A 15,761-nucleotide genomic window follows, 5' to 3' on the forward strand; every position below is an offset into this window, starting at 1 on the left:
CGGCCGTGGTGCCGCAGGACCAGTCCCCGTCCACCGCCTCCACCGTCGCCACGGAGCCGTCCCGGCCGCGGTCCGGGCGGCCGCGCCGGACCGCCCTCGTCGCCGGGCTCGCGGCCCTCGCGGTGGCGGCCGCGGCCTCCCTCGCGGCCGTGGTGCCGCAGGACCAGTCCCCGTCCACCGCCTCCACCGTCGCCACGGAGCCGTCCCGGCCGCGGTCCGGGCGGCCGCGCCGGACCGCCCTCGTCGCCGGGCTCGCGGCCCTCGCGGTGGCGGCCGCGGCCTCCCTCGCGTACACCTTCTGGCCCGACCCCGGCGTCGGCCAGGACGACCAGCGGAACCGGGCCCCGGGCAGCACCGGCGACGTCGCGGCCCGCCCCGCCGGCATCGTCCCCGCCGCGTTCCTCGGCGCCTGGGAGGGCGTCGTCCAGGGCTCCCAGGACCACCCGCGGGAGACCGCCCGGTTCGAGATCGGCCAGGGAGCGGTGGGCGCCAAGAGCGCGGTCTACGTCCAGGTCGCCGAGAACCGGCTGTGCATGGGCCGCTCCCGGCTGGTCTCCGCCGACGAGGACAAGGTGGTGCTCGGCGAGTCCGACGTGACGACCAGCGTGCCCGCCGAACGCTGTGTGCCCGCCGCCCACCAGACGCTCACCCTGCGCTCCCCCGACGTCCTGGAGTGGACCTCGGGCGCCGCGAAGGCTACCTTCCGCAAGGCCCCCACCGGCACGGAGGTCGTCCCCGCCCGCTTCCTCGGCACCTGGTCGCGGATCCCCGCCCCGGAGGTCTACGGCGAGAACGACGACCGCTACACCTCGCAGGTGACGATCACCCAGGGCCCCGTCGGGTCCCCCGTGATCAGCGTCCTCGACGGCTATCCGCGGACCGTCGACGGCGTGCTGCTGGACGAGGACTGGTCCTGCGGCACCACGGCCGTCCTCGCGGGCGTCGGCAATCTGCTGGTCGTGGGGCCCGCCACCCGGGACACCAACGCCTGGGACCGGGAGTGCCAGGAGGGCCTCTCCCGCTACCTCCGCGTCGACAAGCTGAACGGCAAGGACCGGCTCCTCGTCTACCCGATGCTCGACGGCGAACCGAACGAGTACCACCGCTCGTAGGGCGGCCGGGAAACAGACGTGGGCGGTCCCCCCGCCACCGCGGGGGGACCGCCCACGGCCGGTGCCGCTAGAGGAACGAGTTGATCTCGATCGTCTCGGTGCGGCCGGGGCCGACGCCGATCGCGGAGATCGGGGCGCCCGACATCTCCTCCAGGGCCTTCACGTACGCCTGCGCGTTCTTCGGCAGGTCGGCGAAGGTCTTCGCCTTGGTGATGTCCTCGGACCAGCCCGGCAGCATCTCGTAGACCGGCTTCGCGTGGTGGAAGTCGGACTGCGAGTACGGCAGCTCCTCGACGCGCTTGCCGTCGATCTCGTACGCGACGCAGACCGGGATCTGCTCCCAGCCCGTCAGCACGTCGAGCTTGGTCAGGAAGAAGTCCGTCAGACCGTTGACCCGGGTCGCGTACCGCGCGATGACCGCGTCGAACCAGCCGCAGCGGCGGTCACGGCCGGTGGTGACACCGCGCTCGCCGCCGATGCGGCGCAGGTCCTCGCCGTCCTGGTCGAACAGCTCGGTCGGGAACGGACCGGCGCCGACACGGGTCGTGTACGCCTTGAGGATGCCGATGACCCGGCTGATCTTCGTCGGGCCCACGCCGGTGCCGGTGCAGGCGCCGCCCGCGGTCGGGTTCGACGAGGTGACGAAGGGGTACGTGCCGTGGTCGACGTCCAGCAGCGTGCCCTGACCGCCCTCGAACAGGACGACCTTGTCCTCGTCGAGCGCGTTGTTCAGGATCAGCGTGGTGTCCGCGACGAACGGCTTGATCTGCTCCGCGTACTGGAGCATCTCCTCGACGATCTGCTCCGCCTCGATCGCCCGGCGGTTGTACAGCTTGGCGAGCAGCTGGTTCTTGCCCTCCAGCGCCGCCTCCACCTTCTGGGTGAGGATCGACTCGTCGTACAGGTCCTGGACCCGGATGCCGACGCGGTTGATCTTGTCGGCGTAGGTCGGGCCGATGCCGCGACCCGTGGTGCCGATCTTGCGCTTGCCGAGGAACCGTTCCGTCACCTTGTCGAGGGTGACGTTGTACGGGGTGATCAGATGGGCGTTGCCGCTGATCAGGAGCTTCGACGTGTCGACGCCGCGCTCGTTCAGTCCCCTCAGCTCGGAGAGCAGGACCGCCGGGTCGACGACGACACCGTTTCCGATCACCGGGGTGCACCCCGGCGAGAGGATTCCGGAAGGGAGAAGATGCAGCGCGTACTTCTGGTCGCCGACGACGACGGTGTGGCCGGCGTTGTTGCCGCCCTGGTAGCGCACTACATAGTCAACGGATCCACCGAGGAGATCGGTGGCCTTTCCCTTGCCCTCGTCACCCCACTGAGCACCGAGCAGCACAAGTGCGGGCACAGGCGTACACCCCTTCCGGGTGGGGCATGTCCAAGGTCAGGGGCCGAGGCCGCCTCACCGGTGTGCCCCGGAATAGACGAAGCCCCTGGCGCAATAGCGCAAGGGGCTCTTGCACAAAGATGCTACCCGAGGAAGGACCGAGGTGTCGGATCACGACCAGCTGCTGGTCATCGTCGACCCGGTCGCCCGCCGAAGTGACGGCGAGTCCGTGCGGATCGCGAAGGATGTCCTGTGCGCGGGCGCGGAGGCGAAGATCTGCCTGCCGGGCAGCCCGGAGGAATTCGCCCGCGCGCTGGCCCGGCGCGGTTCCCGCCGTCCGGTGGTGCTCGGCGACGACCGTGCGCTGCTGCGTACGGTGGCCCTCCTCCACCGGGAGCGGGAGCTCGCCGGGGGCGCGCTCTCCCTCGTGCCGATCGGTGCGCCCGGCGCCCTGGAACTCGCCCACGGGCTCGGCGTGCCGCGCGCCACCCCGGCCGCCGCCCGGGCCGTCCTCGACGGGTCCGTGCGCCGCCTCGACCTGCTGGTCGACGACAGCGACGGCGTCGTCCTCGGCGACCTGGAGGTGCCCGCCCCGCTCGCCCCCGGCCCGGACTCCCCGACCGTCTGGGGCACCTGCCGCTCCCTGGTCCGCACCCTGGTCCGCCCGGCGCCCACGGCCCTCGCGGTCCGCACCCACCGGCTGCGGGTGGAGGCGGACGGGGTGCTGCTCAGCGATGTCGACAGCCCGCTGGAGAACCTCACGGTCCGGTCGGTCGGCGGGGCGGCCGAGGTGGTCGTCCATCCCCCGGCGGCACCGCCCCGGCATACGACCGCCCGCGTCCTCACGGTCTCCGGCCCGGACTTCCGCTACCGGGCGGACGGCCGCGTCTCGGGCCCCGTCCGCCGCCGGACCTGGACGGTCCTGGAGCAGGCCTGGGGCCTGACGCTGCCCCACGCCTGACCCCGGCGGCCGTATCGGGCGTCGGTGGTCACACCTCCACCAGCAGCTCCTCGAACCCCCTGATCACGTAGCCCGGCTTCCGTACGGGCTCCGCCGCGAGGCGCAGGTGTGGTGCCTGGCGGAGGAGTTCGGTGAAGACCGCGGTCAGTTCGAGGCGGGCGAGCGGGGCGCCGAGGCAGTAGTGGATGCCGGCGCCGAAGGTGAGGTGGGGGTTGTCGGCGCGGGTGAGGTCGAGGGCGTCGGCGGTCGGGCCGAAGCGGGCGGGGTCGCGGTTGGCGGAGCCGAAGAGCAGCGCGACCTCGGAGCCGCGCGGGATGACCTGGCCGCCGATCTCGATGTCGTCGAGGACCCAGCGCTCGAACATCTGGAGCGGTGTGTCGTAGCGCAGAAGTTCTTCCACAGCTGTGGACAACTTCTCGGGATCCGGACGGACGTCGTGCTCCAGGAGGGTCCGCCAGCCGCCGACCGTCGTGTTCACCGTGGCCTCGTGGCCGGCGTTCAGGAGGAGTACGCAGGTGGAGACGGTCTCCTGCTCGGTCAGCCCCTCGACCGCGATCAGCGAGGAGATCAGGTCGTCCCCCGGCTCCCTCCGCCGTCGCGCGATCAGCTCCCGCAGGTAGTCCGAGAACTCCACGGAGGCCTCGACCGCCCGCCGGGCCGTCTCCTCCGAGGGGTTCAGCTCGAACATCCCGCAGATCGCCGCCGACCAGGGCCGCAGCCGCGCCCGTTCCTCGTCGGCCTCGGGGACGCCCAGCATCTCGGCGATCACCGCGACCGGCAGCGGCTCCGCCACCGCGGCCTGGAGGTCGCCGCCGCCGGCCGCCACGAGGGCACCGACCAGGTCGGCGGCGAGGCGGCGGACCGTCGGCGCCAGGTCCTCCACGGTCCGCGGGGTGAACGCCTTCGACACCAGCCGCCGGATGCGGCTGTGGTCGGCCCCCTCCAGATCGAGGAGCCCGTGGTCGTTCAGGGTGTGGAAGGGCTCGTGCGCGGCGTCCGGGGCCTCCCGGCCGAACTCCTCGTGGGTGAAGCGGTGGGTGTACGTACGGCCGAGGCGGCGGTCCCGGAGGAGCGCGGACACGTCCGCGTGGTGCGGGATCAGCCACTGGCGGGTCGGGCCGTGCCAGTGGGCGCGGCCCGCGGCCCGCAGCGCGGCGTAGGCGGGGTACGGATCGGCGGCGAACTCCGGGGAGAAGGGGTCGTAAACGGCCTCGGCAGCGTCCATGCCCGGACGCTACCCGCGGGCCCGGGCCGGCTCCACCGCCCGGCCCGGCCCGCTCCACCGCGCACCCCGGCCGGGTGCTGCCCGCTCTGGGCCGTCTCTTCCGGATCTTGCCTGACCCGCGCCGCCCGGCAAGATCCGGAAGAGACGGCCTAGCCGCCGACGCGGACCAAGCCCGCCTCGTAGGCGAAGACCGCCGCCTGCGTGCGGTCCCGGAGTCCCAGCTTCACCAGGATCCGGCTCACATGCGTCTTGATCGTCGACTCGGCGACGACGAGGTGCTCGGCGATCTCGGAGTTCGACAGGCCCTGCGCGATGAGCACCAGGACCTCCGTCTCCCGCTCCGTCAGCTCCCCTATCTGCGCCATCGCGGGCGGGCGGGGGGCGCTGCCCGGGGCCTTCGCGAACTCGTTGATGAGCCGCTTGGTGACGGTCGGCGCGAGCAGTGCCTCACCGGCCGCGACGACCCGGACCCCGTCGGCGAGCTGCCGGGCGGAGGCGTCCTTGAGGAGGAAGCCGGAGGCGCCGGCGCGCAGCGCCTGGTAGACGTACTCGTCGAGGTCGAAGGTGGTCAGGACGAGCACCTTCGCGTCCGCGTCGGCGGCGACGATCTCCCGGGTGGCGTCGATTCCGTTCAGCTCGGGCATCCGGATGTCCATGAGGACCACGTCGGGGTGGAGGACGGCCACCTGGGCGACGGCCTCCCGGCCGTTGACGGCCTCGCCGACGACCTCGATGTCGGGCATCGCGCCGAGCAGCACGGAGAAGCCCTCGCGGACCATCACCTGGTCGTCGACGATCAGGACGCGGATCACTGGTCACTCTCCTCACGGTTCACGGGGACGAAGGCGGCCACCTCGTAGCCACCGTCCTCGGTCGCCTCGGCCGTCATCTCCCCGCCCAGCATCGTCACACGCTCCCGCATGCCGGTGATGCCGTGGCCGGCGCCCGGCGAGGGCTTGACGAGGCCGCGGGCCGGCCCGTTGGCGATGCGCAGGCCCAGACCGCCGAGGACATAGCTGACCTCGACCTTCGCGGCGGCGCCGGGCGCGTGCCGCAGCACGTTCGACAGGGCCTCCTGGACGATGCGGTACGCGGAGAGCTCCACGCCCTGCGGCAGCTCGCGCACGGCGCCGGTCACCGTCTTCTCGACGACGAGCCCGGCCTCCTGGACGTTGCGGACGAGCGAGTCGAGGTCGGCGAGGGTGGGCTGCGGGGCGTCGGGGGCCTCGTAGTCCTCGGCGCGGACGACGCCGAGGATGCGGCGCAGCTCGGTGAGGGCGGCGACGGCGTTCTCGCGGATGGTGAGGAAGGCCTGCTCCAGCTCCGGCGGCGGGTTCTCGACCCGGTACGGGGCGGCCTCGGCCTGGATGGCGACCACCGACATGTGGTGGGCGACGACGTCGTGCAGCTCGCGGGCGATGGTGGTGCGCTCCTCCAGGAGCGTCCGCCTGGAGCGTTCCTGCGCGGTGACGGTCTGCTGGGCGGTGACCTCGCGGTCGGCCTGGCGGCGGACCTGGAGGACGGTGACGAAGAGCAGGAGGAGGGCGGCGGTGAAGAGCAGCGGGACGACGTCGGAGCTGCGACCCATGCCGAGCAGCATCTCGGTGAAGAGGCAGAAGGCGGCCGTCACGAGCCACATCCAGGCCGCGGTCCGGGGCCGGGTGCGGGCGGCGACGACGCCGAGGACCACCAGGTGGGAGAAGAAGGTGACGTGCGAGTAGGGCCAGCCCGCGTCGAAGCCGGCGATGTAGCCGATGACCGGAGCGGAGGCCAGCGAGGCCCAGAAGGCGAGGACGGGCCGCACGAGGGTGAGGAGCACGATCACGGCCGGGGCGCAGGCCGCGAACAGGGCCAGCGGCGCGAAGCCGGCGTGGAACTCCTCGTACGCCATGGCGAACACGATCAGGGCGAGGAAGGCGACGACGGCGTGCGGGAAGAGCCCGAGGTGGGGGCGTATCGACTTCGGCACGAAGCGCGCGAGCTTGGGGTTCACCGCGGTCGGCTGGAGCGGCCGGTAGGCCGTCGCGTCGCGGAAGAGATCCTGCCGCAGCCCGCCGAGGACGGCCTGGAACAGGTGGAACTCGGGGGCGCGACTCGTCTCGGGGGTCTGTGTCTGGGTCACCCGGACAACGGTACGGGCGGCGGGGAACCCGGTCGTCCCGCTCGATGCGGATCCTTCCGGGTCCCCCTTGAGGAGGAGGAACGTCCTCGGACGTCCTCCGGCGTCCTCAGACCACGCTGGTGAAGCTGCTGCCCTGGCCCTGGTACAGGTCCGTCGTCAGGCGGGTGAAGGGGGCCGTGGCGGAGCCCGTCGCGCGGTAGACGTACGTGCCGCCCGCCCCGTACGCGATCAGGTCGGGGCGGCCGTCGGCGTCGACGTCGCCGGCGCCGACCAGCTGGGAGAAGGCGCCCCAGCCGCCGCCGACCTTCACCCGGCCGGCGAACGTGCCGTCGCCCTTGCCCTGGTAGAGCCAGAGGACGCCGGTGGTGTCGCGGGCGACGAGGTCGCCGGCGGCCGTTCCGGCGATGTCGCCGACGGCGGTGAGCTGGTTGTAGGTGTCCCAGCCGCCGCCGACGCGGACGCGGGTCCCGAACGGCTTCACGGCGCCGCCCGTGCCCTTGTAGAACCAGAGCACGCCGGAGGTGTCGGTGGCGAGGAGGTCGCTGCGGCCGTCGCCGTCGAGGTCCGAGCCGCCGGTGATCTTGTTGTAGACGCCCCAGCCGCCGCCGACCTTCACCCGGCCCTCGAAGGTGCCGTCGCCCTTGCCGAGGTAGTGCCAGAGGACGCCCGTGCCGTCGAGGGCGACCAGGTCGGCCACCTCGTGGCCCGCGATGTCGCCGACGGCCTCGATCTGCTTGTACGTGTTCCACCCGGCGCCGACGCGGGTGCGGCCGGCGGTCTCGACGCGGCCGTCCACCGGGCGGTCCCGCAGGTCGTCGCGCCAGAGCACGCCGGCGGCGTCCCGGGCGAGGACGTCGGTGGAGCCGTTGTTCGTGTAGTCGTGCGTGTTGATCGTGCGGACGACGTCCATGCGCCAGCCCTGGTAGACCGGGTCGCCGGTGCCGTCGAGCAGCATCGCCTCGGCCTCGACCGCGTACGAGCCGTTCGGCGCGTCCGCCCCGTCGATGACGGCGTCCCAGGTGAGGGTGAACCGGTTGCCCTCGGCGGGGGCGTACACGCGGGTGCGGTAGACCTTCTCCGTGAGCATGTGCGTCAGGGTGACGTCCACGTAGGCCTCGCGCTGCGACAGGGTCCAGCCCAGCGTGACCTCGCCGCGGGTCTGGTCGAGGTTCACCCGGTCCGGGACGTGGACCTGCTCGATCCGCAGGTCGACCAGCGGGGCCTCGTCGGCCGCCTTGGTGACCTTCGGGGCGCCGCCCTCCGCGACCTCGATCCGGAACAGCCCCTTGCCGTCGGCGGCCGTCGCCCCGCGCACCACGCCGGTGCCGTCGCCGGGCGAGCCCGCGTTGGTGCCGGAGTCCATGAGGCGGAGGGTCTCGCCGGTGGCCAGGGAGACCGCCTTCACGGGGCTGGAGGGGTTGCCGTAGACCAGCCAGTCGCCGACGAGCGTGGAGAACCACTCGCCGTCGTGGGCGCCCAGGACGGTCCGCTTCTCCTCCTTGGTGACGCGGTCGACGGACGCGATGTACCCGCCGGTGCCGGCCTCGTAGGCGTACCAGGTCACGTAGTCGGCGTTGAACTGGAGGCCGCCGAAGCCGTAGCCGGACTCGGGGGCGGCGTAGGTCTCGACGGCCGTGCCCGCCACCGTGTCGATGACGGCGCGGCCGCCGGTCCGGGCGCCCGCCGGGCCCGTCTCGTAGCCGACGAGGACGGAGCCGTCCTGGGCCGTCGAGCCGAAGTAGTCGGTGGCGCCGGCCGGCAGCCCCGTGATCCTGCGGCTGGTCGTGGCGGTGCCGTTCTTGGTCACGACGTGCAGCTCGGACTGGCCGGCCGCGTTCTTCACCTGCGCGAGGACGCTCGTCGGGCTCAGCACGGCCACGTAATTGCCGTTCAGCGCGCGGAGGTCGATGGCGACACCGGGAGCGGCGGGGGTGGCCATGTTCCGCAGGGTGAGCGACCGCATCTCGGCCGACCAGTTGGCGTCGCCGAGGACGACCACGTCCCCGGCCCCCATGGTCCAGCCGCCGTCCTCGGGCTCCTGGAGGGAGGTCGCGGCGCCGCCGTCGTACGGCGTCCAGAGCAGCTTCCTCGTGGTGTCCTCCGCGAAGGAGAAGGTGAGGAATCCGCCGGTGCCGAGGCCCGCGAGGTCCATGCCCTCCGGGTAGACGGGAAGGCCGGCGTCGTTCTGCCGGGCCGGGGCCTTCTGCTGGGCCGCGACGGCGGCCGGGGCGGCGGCGAAGGCCGCCGGTGCGGTGGCCAGGGTGCCGGCGCCGAGGGCGGTGACGGCGAGGACGACCGTGACGGCCGTGCCGAGGCGGGTGCCGGTGGAACGGAGCTGCAAGGTGAAACCCCCACGAGTAAGAGCGGACACGGGAGTGCCGTGCCCGATCAGACCCGCCGACCCGTCGAATGGTTGTACGGGTTTCCGTGGCTCACCAGGCCAGTTGGGCGATCTCCTCCGCCACCACCGCGCACGCGTCGGCCGCCGGGTCGATCAGCGGGAAGTGGCCGACCTCCTCAAGCAGCGTCACGCCGACCGTCTCGCCCGCCCGCGCCGCCGCCTCGGCGTACGCGTCGGCGACCTCGTACGGCACGTCGACGTCCGTACGGCCCTGGACGACGGTGGTCGCGATCCCGGTCGGCAGCAGCGCCGAGGGGTCGGTGTGGGCCATCCGCTCCTCGGACGAGGAGGCACCGCCGAGCAGTTCGGTGACCGCGCCGCCGCACACCCCCAGCTCGACCGACCGGCCGAAGTGGGCGATCGGGGCGAGGGCGACGACCCCGCGCAGCGCGGGCGGGGCCGGCAGCCGCCACGGGGAGCCGGCCGGCAGCACGTGCCGGGCGGCGGCCCAGAGCGCGAGCTGGCCGCCCGCCGAATGGCCGGTGAGGACGATCCGGCCGACGTCCGCCTGCGGCAGGTGCGCGGCGGCGAGCCCGGGCAGCGCGTCGAGCGCGGCCGCCACGTCGTCGAAGGTCTCCGGCCAGCGCCCGGCGACCGGGCCGGCACCCCCCTGCCGGGGGATGTCACTGCCCCGCCGGTACTCGACGTTGGCCACGGCGAAGCCGCGCCGGGCCAGGTGGTCCACGAACGGGGTCAGGTGCTGCCGGTCGTACGGCGCCCGCCACGCCCCGCCGTGCAGCGCGACGACGAGCGGCGCCCGGGTCCGCCCGTCGCGCGGGGCGTAGAAGTCGATCACCTGGTCCGGGTGCCCGCCGTACGCGGCGGAGGCGTCCGGGGGGACGGCCGGATGCGAGAAGGCCGACGCCTCTTCGGCGGCCGCGCGCGCGGCGGGATCCGGCATGCCGTTCATGCGATACCACCCTCTCGGATACGCGGCCTCGCTACGCGCCTCGGACGCGCGGCTTCGGATCGGCGCCCTCGGATACGGGGCCGCACCGGCCTGACCTGCGGGGACGGTACCAGGACCGGAGCCCCCGCAGGTCAGGCGATCACCGGGCGGTACGCGCCCGCCGCAGCCTCAGGCGGACAGGTCCGCCAGCACCTCGGACAGGACCCGCGCCGCCCGCTCCGCGTCCGCGAAGCCGACGTACAGCGGGGTGAAGCCGAAGCGCAGGATGTCGGGGCGGCGCAGATCGCCGACGACCCCCCGCTCGATCAGCTCGGCCATCACGGCGGGCGCGTCCGCGCAGGCGAGCGCGGCCTGGCTGCCGCGCTCCCGGTGCGGCTCCGGCGTCACCGAGGTGACGCGGCCCTCCGGCACGTAGGCGCGCACGCACTCCAGGAAGAAGTCCGTCAGCGCCAGCGACTTGGCCCGCACGACCTCGACGTCGACCCCGTCCCAGACGTCGAGCGCCGCTTCCAGCGCCAGCATCGAGAGGATGTCGGGCGTCCCGACCCGGCCCCGCACGGCGCCCGCGGCCGCCTCGTACCCGGGGGTCATCGCGAACGGGTCGCTGTGCGAGTTCCAGCCGGGCAGCGGCGAGTCGAACGCGGCCTGGTGGCGCTCGGCGACGTACAGGTAGGCCGGCGAACCGGGCCCGCCGTTCAGGTACTTGTACGTGCAGCCGACCGCCAGGTCGACCCCGTGCGCGTCGAGCCCGACCGGCAGGGCGCCCGCGCTGTGGCACAGGTCCCAGACGGCGAGCGCGCCCGCCGCGTGCAGCGCGGCCGTGATGCCGGGCAGGTCGTGGAGCCGGCCGCTGCGGTAGTCGACGTGGTTGACGAGGGCGGCGGCCGTCCGCGGGCCCGCCGCCGCGGCCATGCCGGCCGGGTCGACGGGCACGATGCGGTGGCCCGTCATCCGCGCCGCGGACTCCGCGATGTACCCGTCCGTGGGGAAGGTCGACGCGTCGACGAGGATCTCGTCACGGTCGCCGTCGCTCAGCCGGGCCGCCGCGACCACCGCCTTGAAGACGTTCACGCTGGTCGAGTCGCCGACGACGATCTGCCCCGGGGCGGCACCGACGATCGGGGCGATCCGGTCGCCGATCCGCTCCGGCGCGGTCCACCAGCCGGACTCGCTCCAGGAACGGATCCGCAGCTCGCCCCACTCGCGGGTGATGACGTCGGCCATCCGCGCGGGGACGTGGGCGGGCAGCGCGCCGAGCGAGTTGCCGTCGAGGTAGACGGTCCCGGCGTCGAGGGCGAACTTCTCCCGGTGCTTGCCGAGTTCGTCAGCGGCGTCGAGGGCACGGGCCCGCCGGGCGAGGTCGGTCACCACGCCGGTCGTCACCTCGGGCGTCACGTCGGTCGTCGCATCCGTCGTCACGTCAGTCTTCACCTCGGCCGTCACGTCGGTCGTCACCTCGGTCTCAGACATGGCTGCGCGCCGTCCACAGCTCGGGGAAGACGTTCTTCTGGGCCCGCTTCTCCAGCCAGGCCACGCCGGCCGAACCGCCGGTGCCGGTCTTCGAGCCCATCGCCCGGCGGGTCGCCACCAGGTGGTCGTTGCGCCAGCGCCAGACCAGCTCGGCGACGTCGCTGAGCGCCTCGCCGAGCCGCACGAGTTCGCCGTTCTGGTCGGGCTCGGCGTAGATCCCGGCCCAGACCGCCTCGACCTCGGCCGAGGGCTCGTAGCGCTGCGCCAGGTCGCGGCCGAGGACCCCGGCCGGTACGGGCAGGCCGCGGCGGGCCAGCAGTCCGAGCACCTCGTCGTACAGGCTCGGCTCGTGGAGCGCCTTCTCCAGCTCGGCGTGGACGCGGGGCGCGCCCCGGTGCGGGACGAGCATGGACGCGGACTTCTCGCCCAGCAGGAACTCCATCCGCCGGTACATCGCGGACTGGAAGCCGGAGCCCTCGCCGAGGGCGGACCGGTAGGCGTTGAACTGGGCCGGGGTGAGCTGGGCGAGCGGCCGCCAGGAGTGGTTGAGGGCCTCCAGCTCGCGCACGGAGCGCTTGAGCGCGTCCATGGCGACGGGGACGCGGTCCTCGCGCAGGGCGCGGCTCGCCGTCTCCCACTCGTGGACGATCACCGTGAACCACAGTTCCATGACCTGGGTGGTGACCAGGAAGACCATCTCGCCGGGATCGTCCGAACGGAGGTGCTGGAGGTGGGTGAGCACGTCCGCCTGGACGTAGTCCTCGTAGGGCGTCGTGCCGGCGAAGTCGAGGTTCGGGGCGGCGGTGCCGGCCGAACCTGCTCCGGAGTCGGGAGAGCCGGGGGAGAGTGACATTGCTGTCTCCTCGATGCGAACTACCGGGTAGCGGTCTGCTCCACCGCGCGCACGTCGCGTGCCACGGGAGCCCCGGTCCCCTCGGGAGGCGGGCTTCGTCGCGCGCCGTCCCAAGCGCATCATGACACGATCGGCCCGGTGATGTAGCTCCCGTCTTCGTCATACGGAAACGCGTTCGACCTGCATCCGTCGAGGCCCTTGATCTGCTGCATCATCGCCGGGGCGAGCCTGCCCGGTCCCGGGCAGCCCATGTGCTGCCGGATGCCGATCTCGTGCCCGACCTCGTGGTTGATGATCAGGTGCCGGTACTCGGCGGCCTCCCCCGCGAAGGTCGGCGAGCCCAGCATCCACCGTTTGAGGTTCACCACGACCCCGTCGGTGGTCTCGCAGTTCAGCTCGCCGCCCGTGTCCATGCCCTGCCGCAGACAGAGCGCGTCGGCCGTGTCCGGGGTGGCGATCCGGATGACGAAGTCCGCCTCCTCCTCCGCGACCAGCTGGAAGCGGCCCCGGCCGTGCGCGGCCCAGCCACGCGGATGCGCCAGGATCCGCTGGATCTCGGCGGCCGTGTCGCTCGCCGACAGCGCGATGCCCTCCTCGACCTGCACCCGGTAGCGGCGCAGCTCGCCGCCCTCGCCGACCGGTGCGCCGGAGGCGTCCGCGGTGGCGAAGGTCCCGGGGCCGGACTGGGGCACGGCGGGGGGCTTCTTCGGGTCCGCCTTCGAGGCGGGCGGCGTGGAGACGGGCGGCTTCGTGGGGCTCGTCGTCCGCAGCCGCGGCGGCGGGGTCGTCGCCCTCGGTTCCGGCGGCGGCGGTTCGGGCCGGGCCGTCGAGGGCCGGGGCGCGGGGGCGGTCGTCGGCGGCGCCGGGCTCTCAGTGGTCGCCACCGGCAGCGGAGGGGCCGCCGGGGCGGCCGTGACCTCGGCGGGCGGGCCGTGGAAGTGGGCGAGGGCGACGCCCGCGCCGAGCGAGCCCGTCACCAGGACCAGCACCGGCAGCACCAGCCCGCGCCCGGACCCGCGTCTCCCGCGTGTGCGCCGTCGTCCGGCGGTCGCGCCTCGCTTGCCCACGACAGACTCCCCCCTCGGGTCCTGCGGTTCCGGGGATCGTACCGGCGAATCGAACGCCCTTTCACCCGCACGGGTGAAAGGGCGTTCGTCAGGTACGGGGATCGGGGACCGTCAGCCGAGCGTCTCCGCCGCGGTCTCCGAGGAGTCACGCAGGAAGGTCGAGCAGCGCTCGTACTCGTCCTTCTCGCCGATCTCGCCGGCCGCGCGGGCGAGCGAGTGCAGGGCGCGCAGGAAGCCGCGGTTCGGCTCGTGCTCCCACGGCACCGGGCCGTGGCCCTTCCAGCCGTTGCGCCGCAGCGCGTCGAGACCGCGGTGGTAGCCGGTACGGGCGTAGGCGTACGACTCGACGACCTGGCCGCGCTCGTACGCGTCGTCGGCGAGCTGCGCCCAGGCGAGCGAGGAGGTCGGGTACTTCGCGGCGACGTCCGCCGGCGCGGCACCGCTCGCGAGCAGGTCGCGCGGACCCGGGTCGTCGGGCAGGTGGGTGGGGGCCGGTCCCCCCAGCAGGTTCTCATGCATGGCCATGGGGCCAGTCTGCCTCAGTCCCCCCGACCCGAGGGCCCGCGGCGGACGGCGACCAGCTCGGGCCGACGTGTCCGACCGCCCGGGGTCGTGCGGCGGTCGGCTCAGGCCGGTGTCCGACCGCCCCGCCGCGACCAGCTCAGGCCGGTGTGTCCGACCGCCCCGGGTCCAGCGGCGGGGACGACACCCCGCAGTGCACCCGGCACTCCGGATGGCAGCCCGCGGCCGCCGGGGTCCGCATCGTCGTCCAGGCCACCACCGCACCGACCACCAGGATCCCCGCGCACATCGGCATCGCCCGCCGGAACGTCGCCCCGAACTCCTCCGCCGACAGGTACGCCCCCGGCCCCATCCCGGCCAGCATCGGCAGCGCCGCCACCGCGAGCAGCCCGGCGGCGCGTGCCGCCGCGTTGTTCACGCCGCTGGCCAGACCCGCCCGCGCCACCGGCACCGAGGCGAGCACGGTCGCGGTCAGCGGCGCGACCAGGGCCGTCATCCCCAGGCCCAGCACCAGCAGGGCCGGCAGCACGTCCCGGACGTACGAGGCGTCCGCACCGACCCGCAGCATCAGGAGCATCCCCGCGGCGCACAGCAGCGGGCCCACCGTGAGCGGGATCCGGGGGCCGATCCGCTCCCCCAGCTCCCCCGACCTCGCCGACAGGAGCAGCATCAGGACGGTGGTGGGCAGCAGGGCCGTACCGGCACCGAGCGCCGAGTAGCCGGCCACCACCTGGAGCTGGAGCGCGGCCAGGAAGAAGAAGCCGCCGAAGGCCGCGTACACGCAGAGCGTGACCAGGTTGACCGCGGTGAACGTCCGCGACGCGAAGATCGACGGCGGCACCATCGCGCGCTCACCGCGCCGCCGCTCCACGACCACGAACCAGACGCCGACGAGCACCCCGGCCGCCCCGGCCCACCAGGCCTCGCCGATCAGCGCGTACGTCACGAGCGCGAGGGCCGCGGCCCCGAGCCCCGCGCCGAGCACGTCGAAGCGGCCGTGCGCGGTCTCGTCCCGCGACTCGGGGACGTGCCGCAGCGCCACCGGGACGCAGAGCGCGGCGAGCGGCACGTTCAGCAGGAACACCCACCGCCAGCCCGGCCCGTCCACCAGCCAGCCGCCCACGAACGGCCCGATCGCCGCCCCCACCCCGCCGAAGCCCGACCAGAGTCCGACCGCCCTGGCCCGGTCGTCCTCGTGGAAGCTCGCCTGGATCAGCGCCAGGGACCCGGGGGTGAGCAGCGCCCCGCCCACGCCCTGGAGGGCGCGGGCGGCGATGAGCACCCCGGCGTTCGGGGCCAGCCCGCACAGGAGCGAGGCGAGCGCGAACCACACGACGCCGATCACGAAGACCCGGCGCCGGCCGAACCGGTCGCCCAGCGATCCGCCGAGCAGGATCAGACCCGCCAGGGTGAGCATGTAGGCGTTCACCGTCCACTGGAGGACGGCCAGGTCGGCGTCGAGATCGGCACCGATGTGCGGCAGGGCCACGTTGACGACGGTGGAGTCGAGCAGTGCCATGCCGGAGCCGAGGACGGTCGTGAACACGATCCATCGCCCGGCCCTGGAAGCCATCCGCACCTCGCGCACGCCCATGCCAGCCATGGTCCCCGCGCGGACGCCCACCTGCACCCGGTACGCGCATCCGCGTCAGGCCGGGCGGCGCACCGCGTGGGGCGCCCCGCGCCGGGCGGCGCACCGCGTCGGGCGCCCCGCGCCGGGCGGCGCACCACTTCGGGCGCCCCGCGCAAGGCGGCGCATCCGCGTCCGGCGGGGTCGCCCTCCCCGGC

At 73.8% G+C, this 15,761-nt stretch carries 12 protein-coding genes and 1 pseudogene; 2 read left to right on the forward strand and 11 right to left on the reverse strand.

Annotated elements, in window-relative coordinates; genetic code table 11:
• Positions 1–1,112: pseudogene (locus tag EAO70_RS26565) on the forward strand (hypothetical protein); the annotation flags it as partial.
• Between the two features lie 67 nt (positions 1,113–1,179).
• Here EAO70_RS26565 and EAO70_RS26570 read toward each other — a convergent pair.
• On the reverse strand, positions 1,180–2,463 hold the full coding sequence (locus EAO70_RS26570) for an adenylosuccinate synthase (RefSeq protein ID WP_148005443.1): 1,284 nt from the start codon (positions 2,461–2,463) through the stop codon (positions 1,180–1,182).
• 142 nt (positions 2,464–2,605) lie between these two features.
• Between EAO70_RS26570 and EAO70_RS26575 the strand changes: the two genes are divergently transcribed.
• The gene (locus EAO70_RS26575; RefSeq protein WP_148005444.1) at positions 2,606–3,403 is read left to right on the forward strand and encodes a diacylglycerol kinase; all 798 of its coding nucleotides are present in this window, start codon (positions 2,606–2,608) and stop codon (positions 3,401–3,403) included.
• Positions 3,404–3,431: 28 nt separating this feature from the next.
• Here EAO70_RS26575 and EAO70_RS26580 read toward each other — a convergent pair whose 3' ends face one another.
• From EAO70_RS26580 to EAO70_RS26625, 10 genes are all read right to left on the reverse strand, one after another.
• Entirely contained in the window at positions 3,432–4,628 is a 1,197-nt protein-coding gene (locus tag EAO70_RS26580; protein ID WP_148005445.1) for a cytochrome P450, read from the reverse strand.
• Between the two features lie 149 nt (positions 4,629–4,777).
• Positions 4,778–5,440, reverse strand: a complete 663-nt coding sequence (locus EAO70_RS26585) for a response regulator (RefSeq protein ID WP_148005446.1) — start codon at positions 5,438–5,440, stop codon at positions 4,778–4,780.
• Positions 5,437–6,750 (reverse strand): sensor histidine kinase, encoded by a 1,314-nt coding sequence (locus tag EAO70_RS26590; protein WP_148005447.1) that lies wholly within the window; start codon positions 6,748–6,750, stop codon positions 5,437–5,439. Before EAO70_RS26590 ends, EAO70_RS26585 begins: the two co-directional genes overlap by 4 nt.
• 106 nt (positions 6,751–6,856) lie before the next feature.
• The gene (locus tag EAO70_RS26595) at positions 6,857–9,091 is read right to left on the reverse strand and encodes an FG-GAP repeat domain-containing protein (protein ID WP_148005448.1); all 2,235 of its coding nucleotides are present in this window, start codon (positions 9,089–9,091) and stop codon (positions 6,857–6,859) included.
• A 91-nt stretch (positions 9,092–9,182) separates the two neighbouring features.
• Positions 9,183–10,052 carry an alpha/beta hydrolase gene (locus tag EAO70_RS26600; protein ID WP_148005487.1) on the reverse strand — a complete coding sequence of 290 codons (870 nt, stop codon included), beginning with the start codon at positions 10,050–10,052 and terminating at the stop codon, positions 9,183–9,185.
• A gap of 177 nt (positions 10,053–10,229) precedes the next feature.
• Entirely contained in the window at positions 10,230–11,429 is a 1,200-nt protein-coding gene (gene kynU, locus EAO70_RS26605) for a kynureninase (RefSeq protein WP_148005488.1), read from the reverse strand.
• Between the two features lie 94 nt (positions 11,430–11,523).
• Entirely contained in the window at positions 11,524–12,384 is an 861-nt protein-coding gene (locus tag EAO70_RS26610; RefSeq protein WP_148005449.1) for a tryptophan 2,3-dioxygenase, read from the reverse strand.
• Between the two features lie 119 nt (positions 12,385–12,503).
• Positions 12,504–13,382 carry a DUF3152 domain-containing protein gene (locus EAO70_RS26615; RefSeq protein WP_261993068.1) on the reverse strand — a complete coding sequence of 293 codons (879 nt, stop codon included), beginning with the start codon at positions 13,380–13,382 and terminating at the stop codon, positions 12,504–12,506.
• Positions 13,383–13,562: 180 nt separating this feature from the next.
• The gene (locus tag EAO70_RS26620; protein WP_148005451.1) at positions 13,563–13,976 is read right to left on the reverse strand and encodes a DUF3151 domain-containing protein; all 414 of its coding nucleotides are present in this window, start codon (positions 13,974–13,976) and stop codon (positions 13,563–13,565) included.
• A 136-nt stretch (positions 13,977–14,112) separates the two neighbouring features.
• Positions 14,113–15,567, reverse strand: coding sequence for an MFS transporter (locus EAO70_RS26625; protein WP_148005452.1), 1,455 nt, complete (start codon positions 15,565–15,567; stop codon positions 14,113–14,115).
• Positions 15,568–15,761: the final 194 nt, after the last annotated feature.

Origin of the sequence: Streptomyces sp. adm13(2018) (genome assembly GCF_008042145.1) — a bacterium.
Lineage (GTDB): Bacteria > Actinomycetota > Actinomycetes > Streptomycetales > Streptomycetaceae > Streptomyces.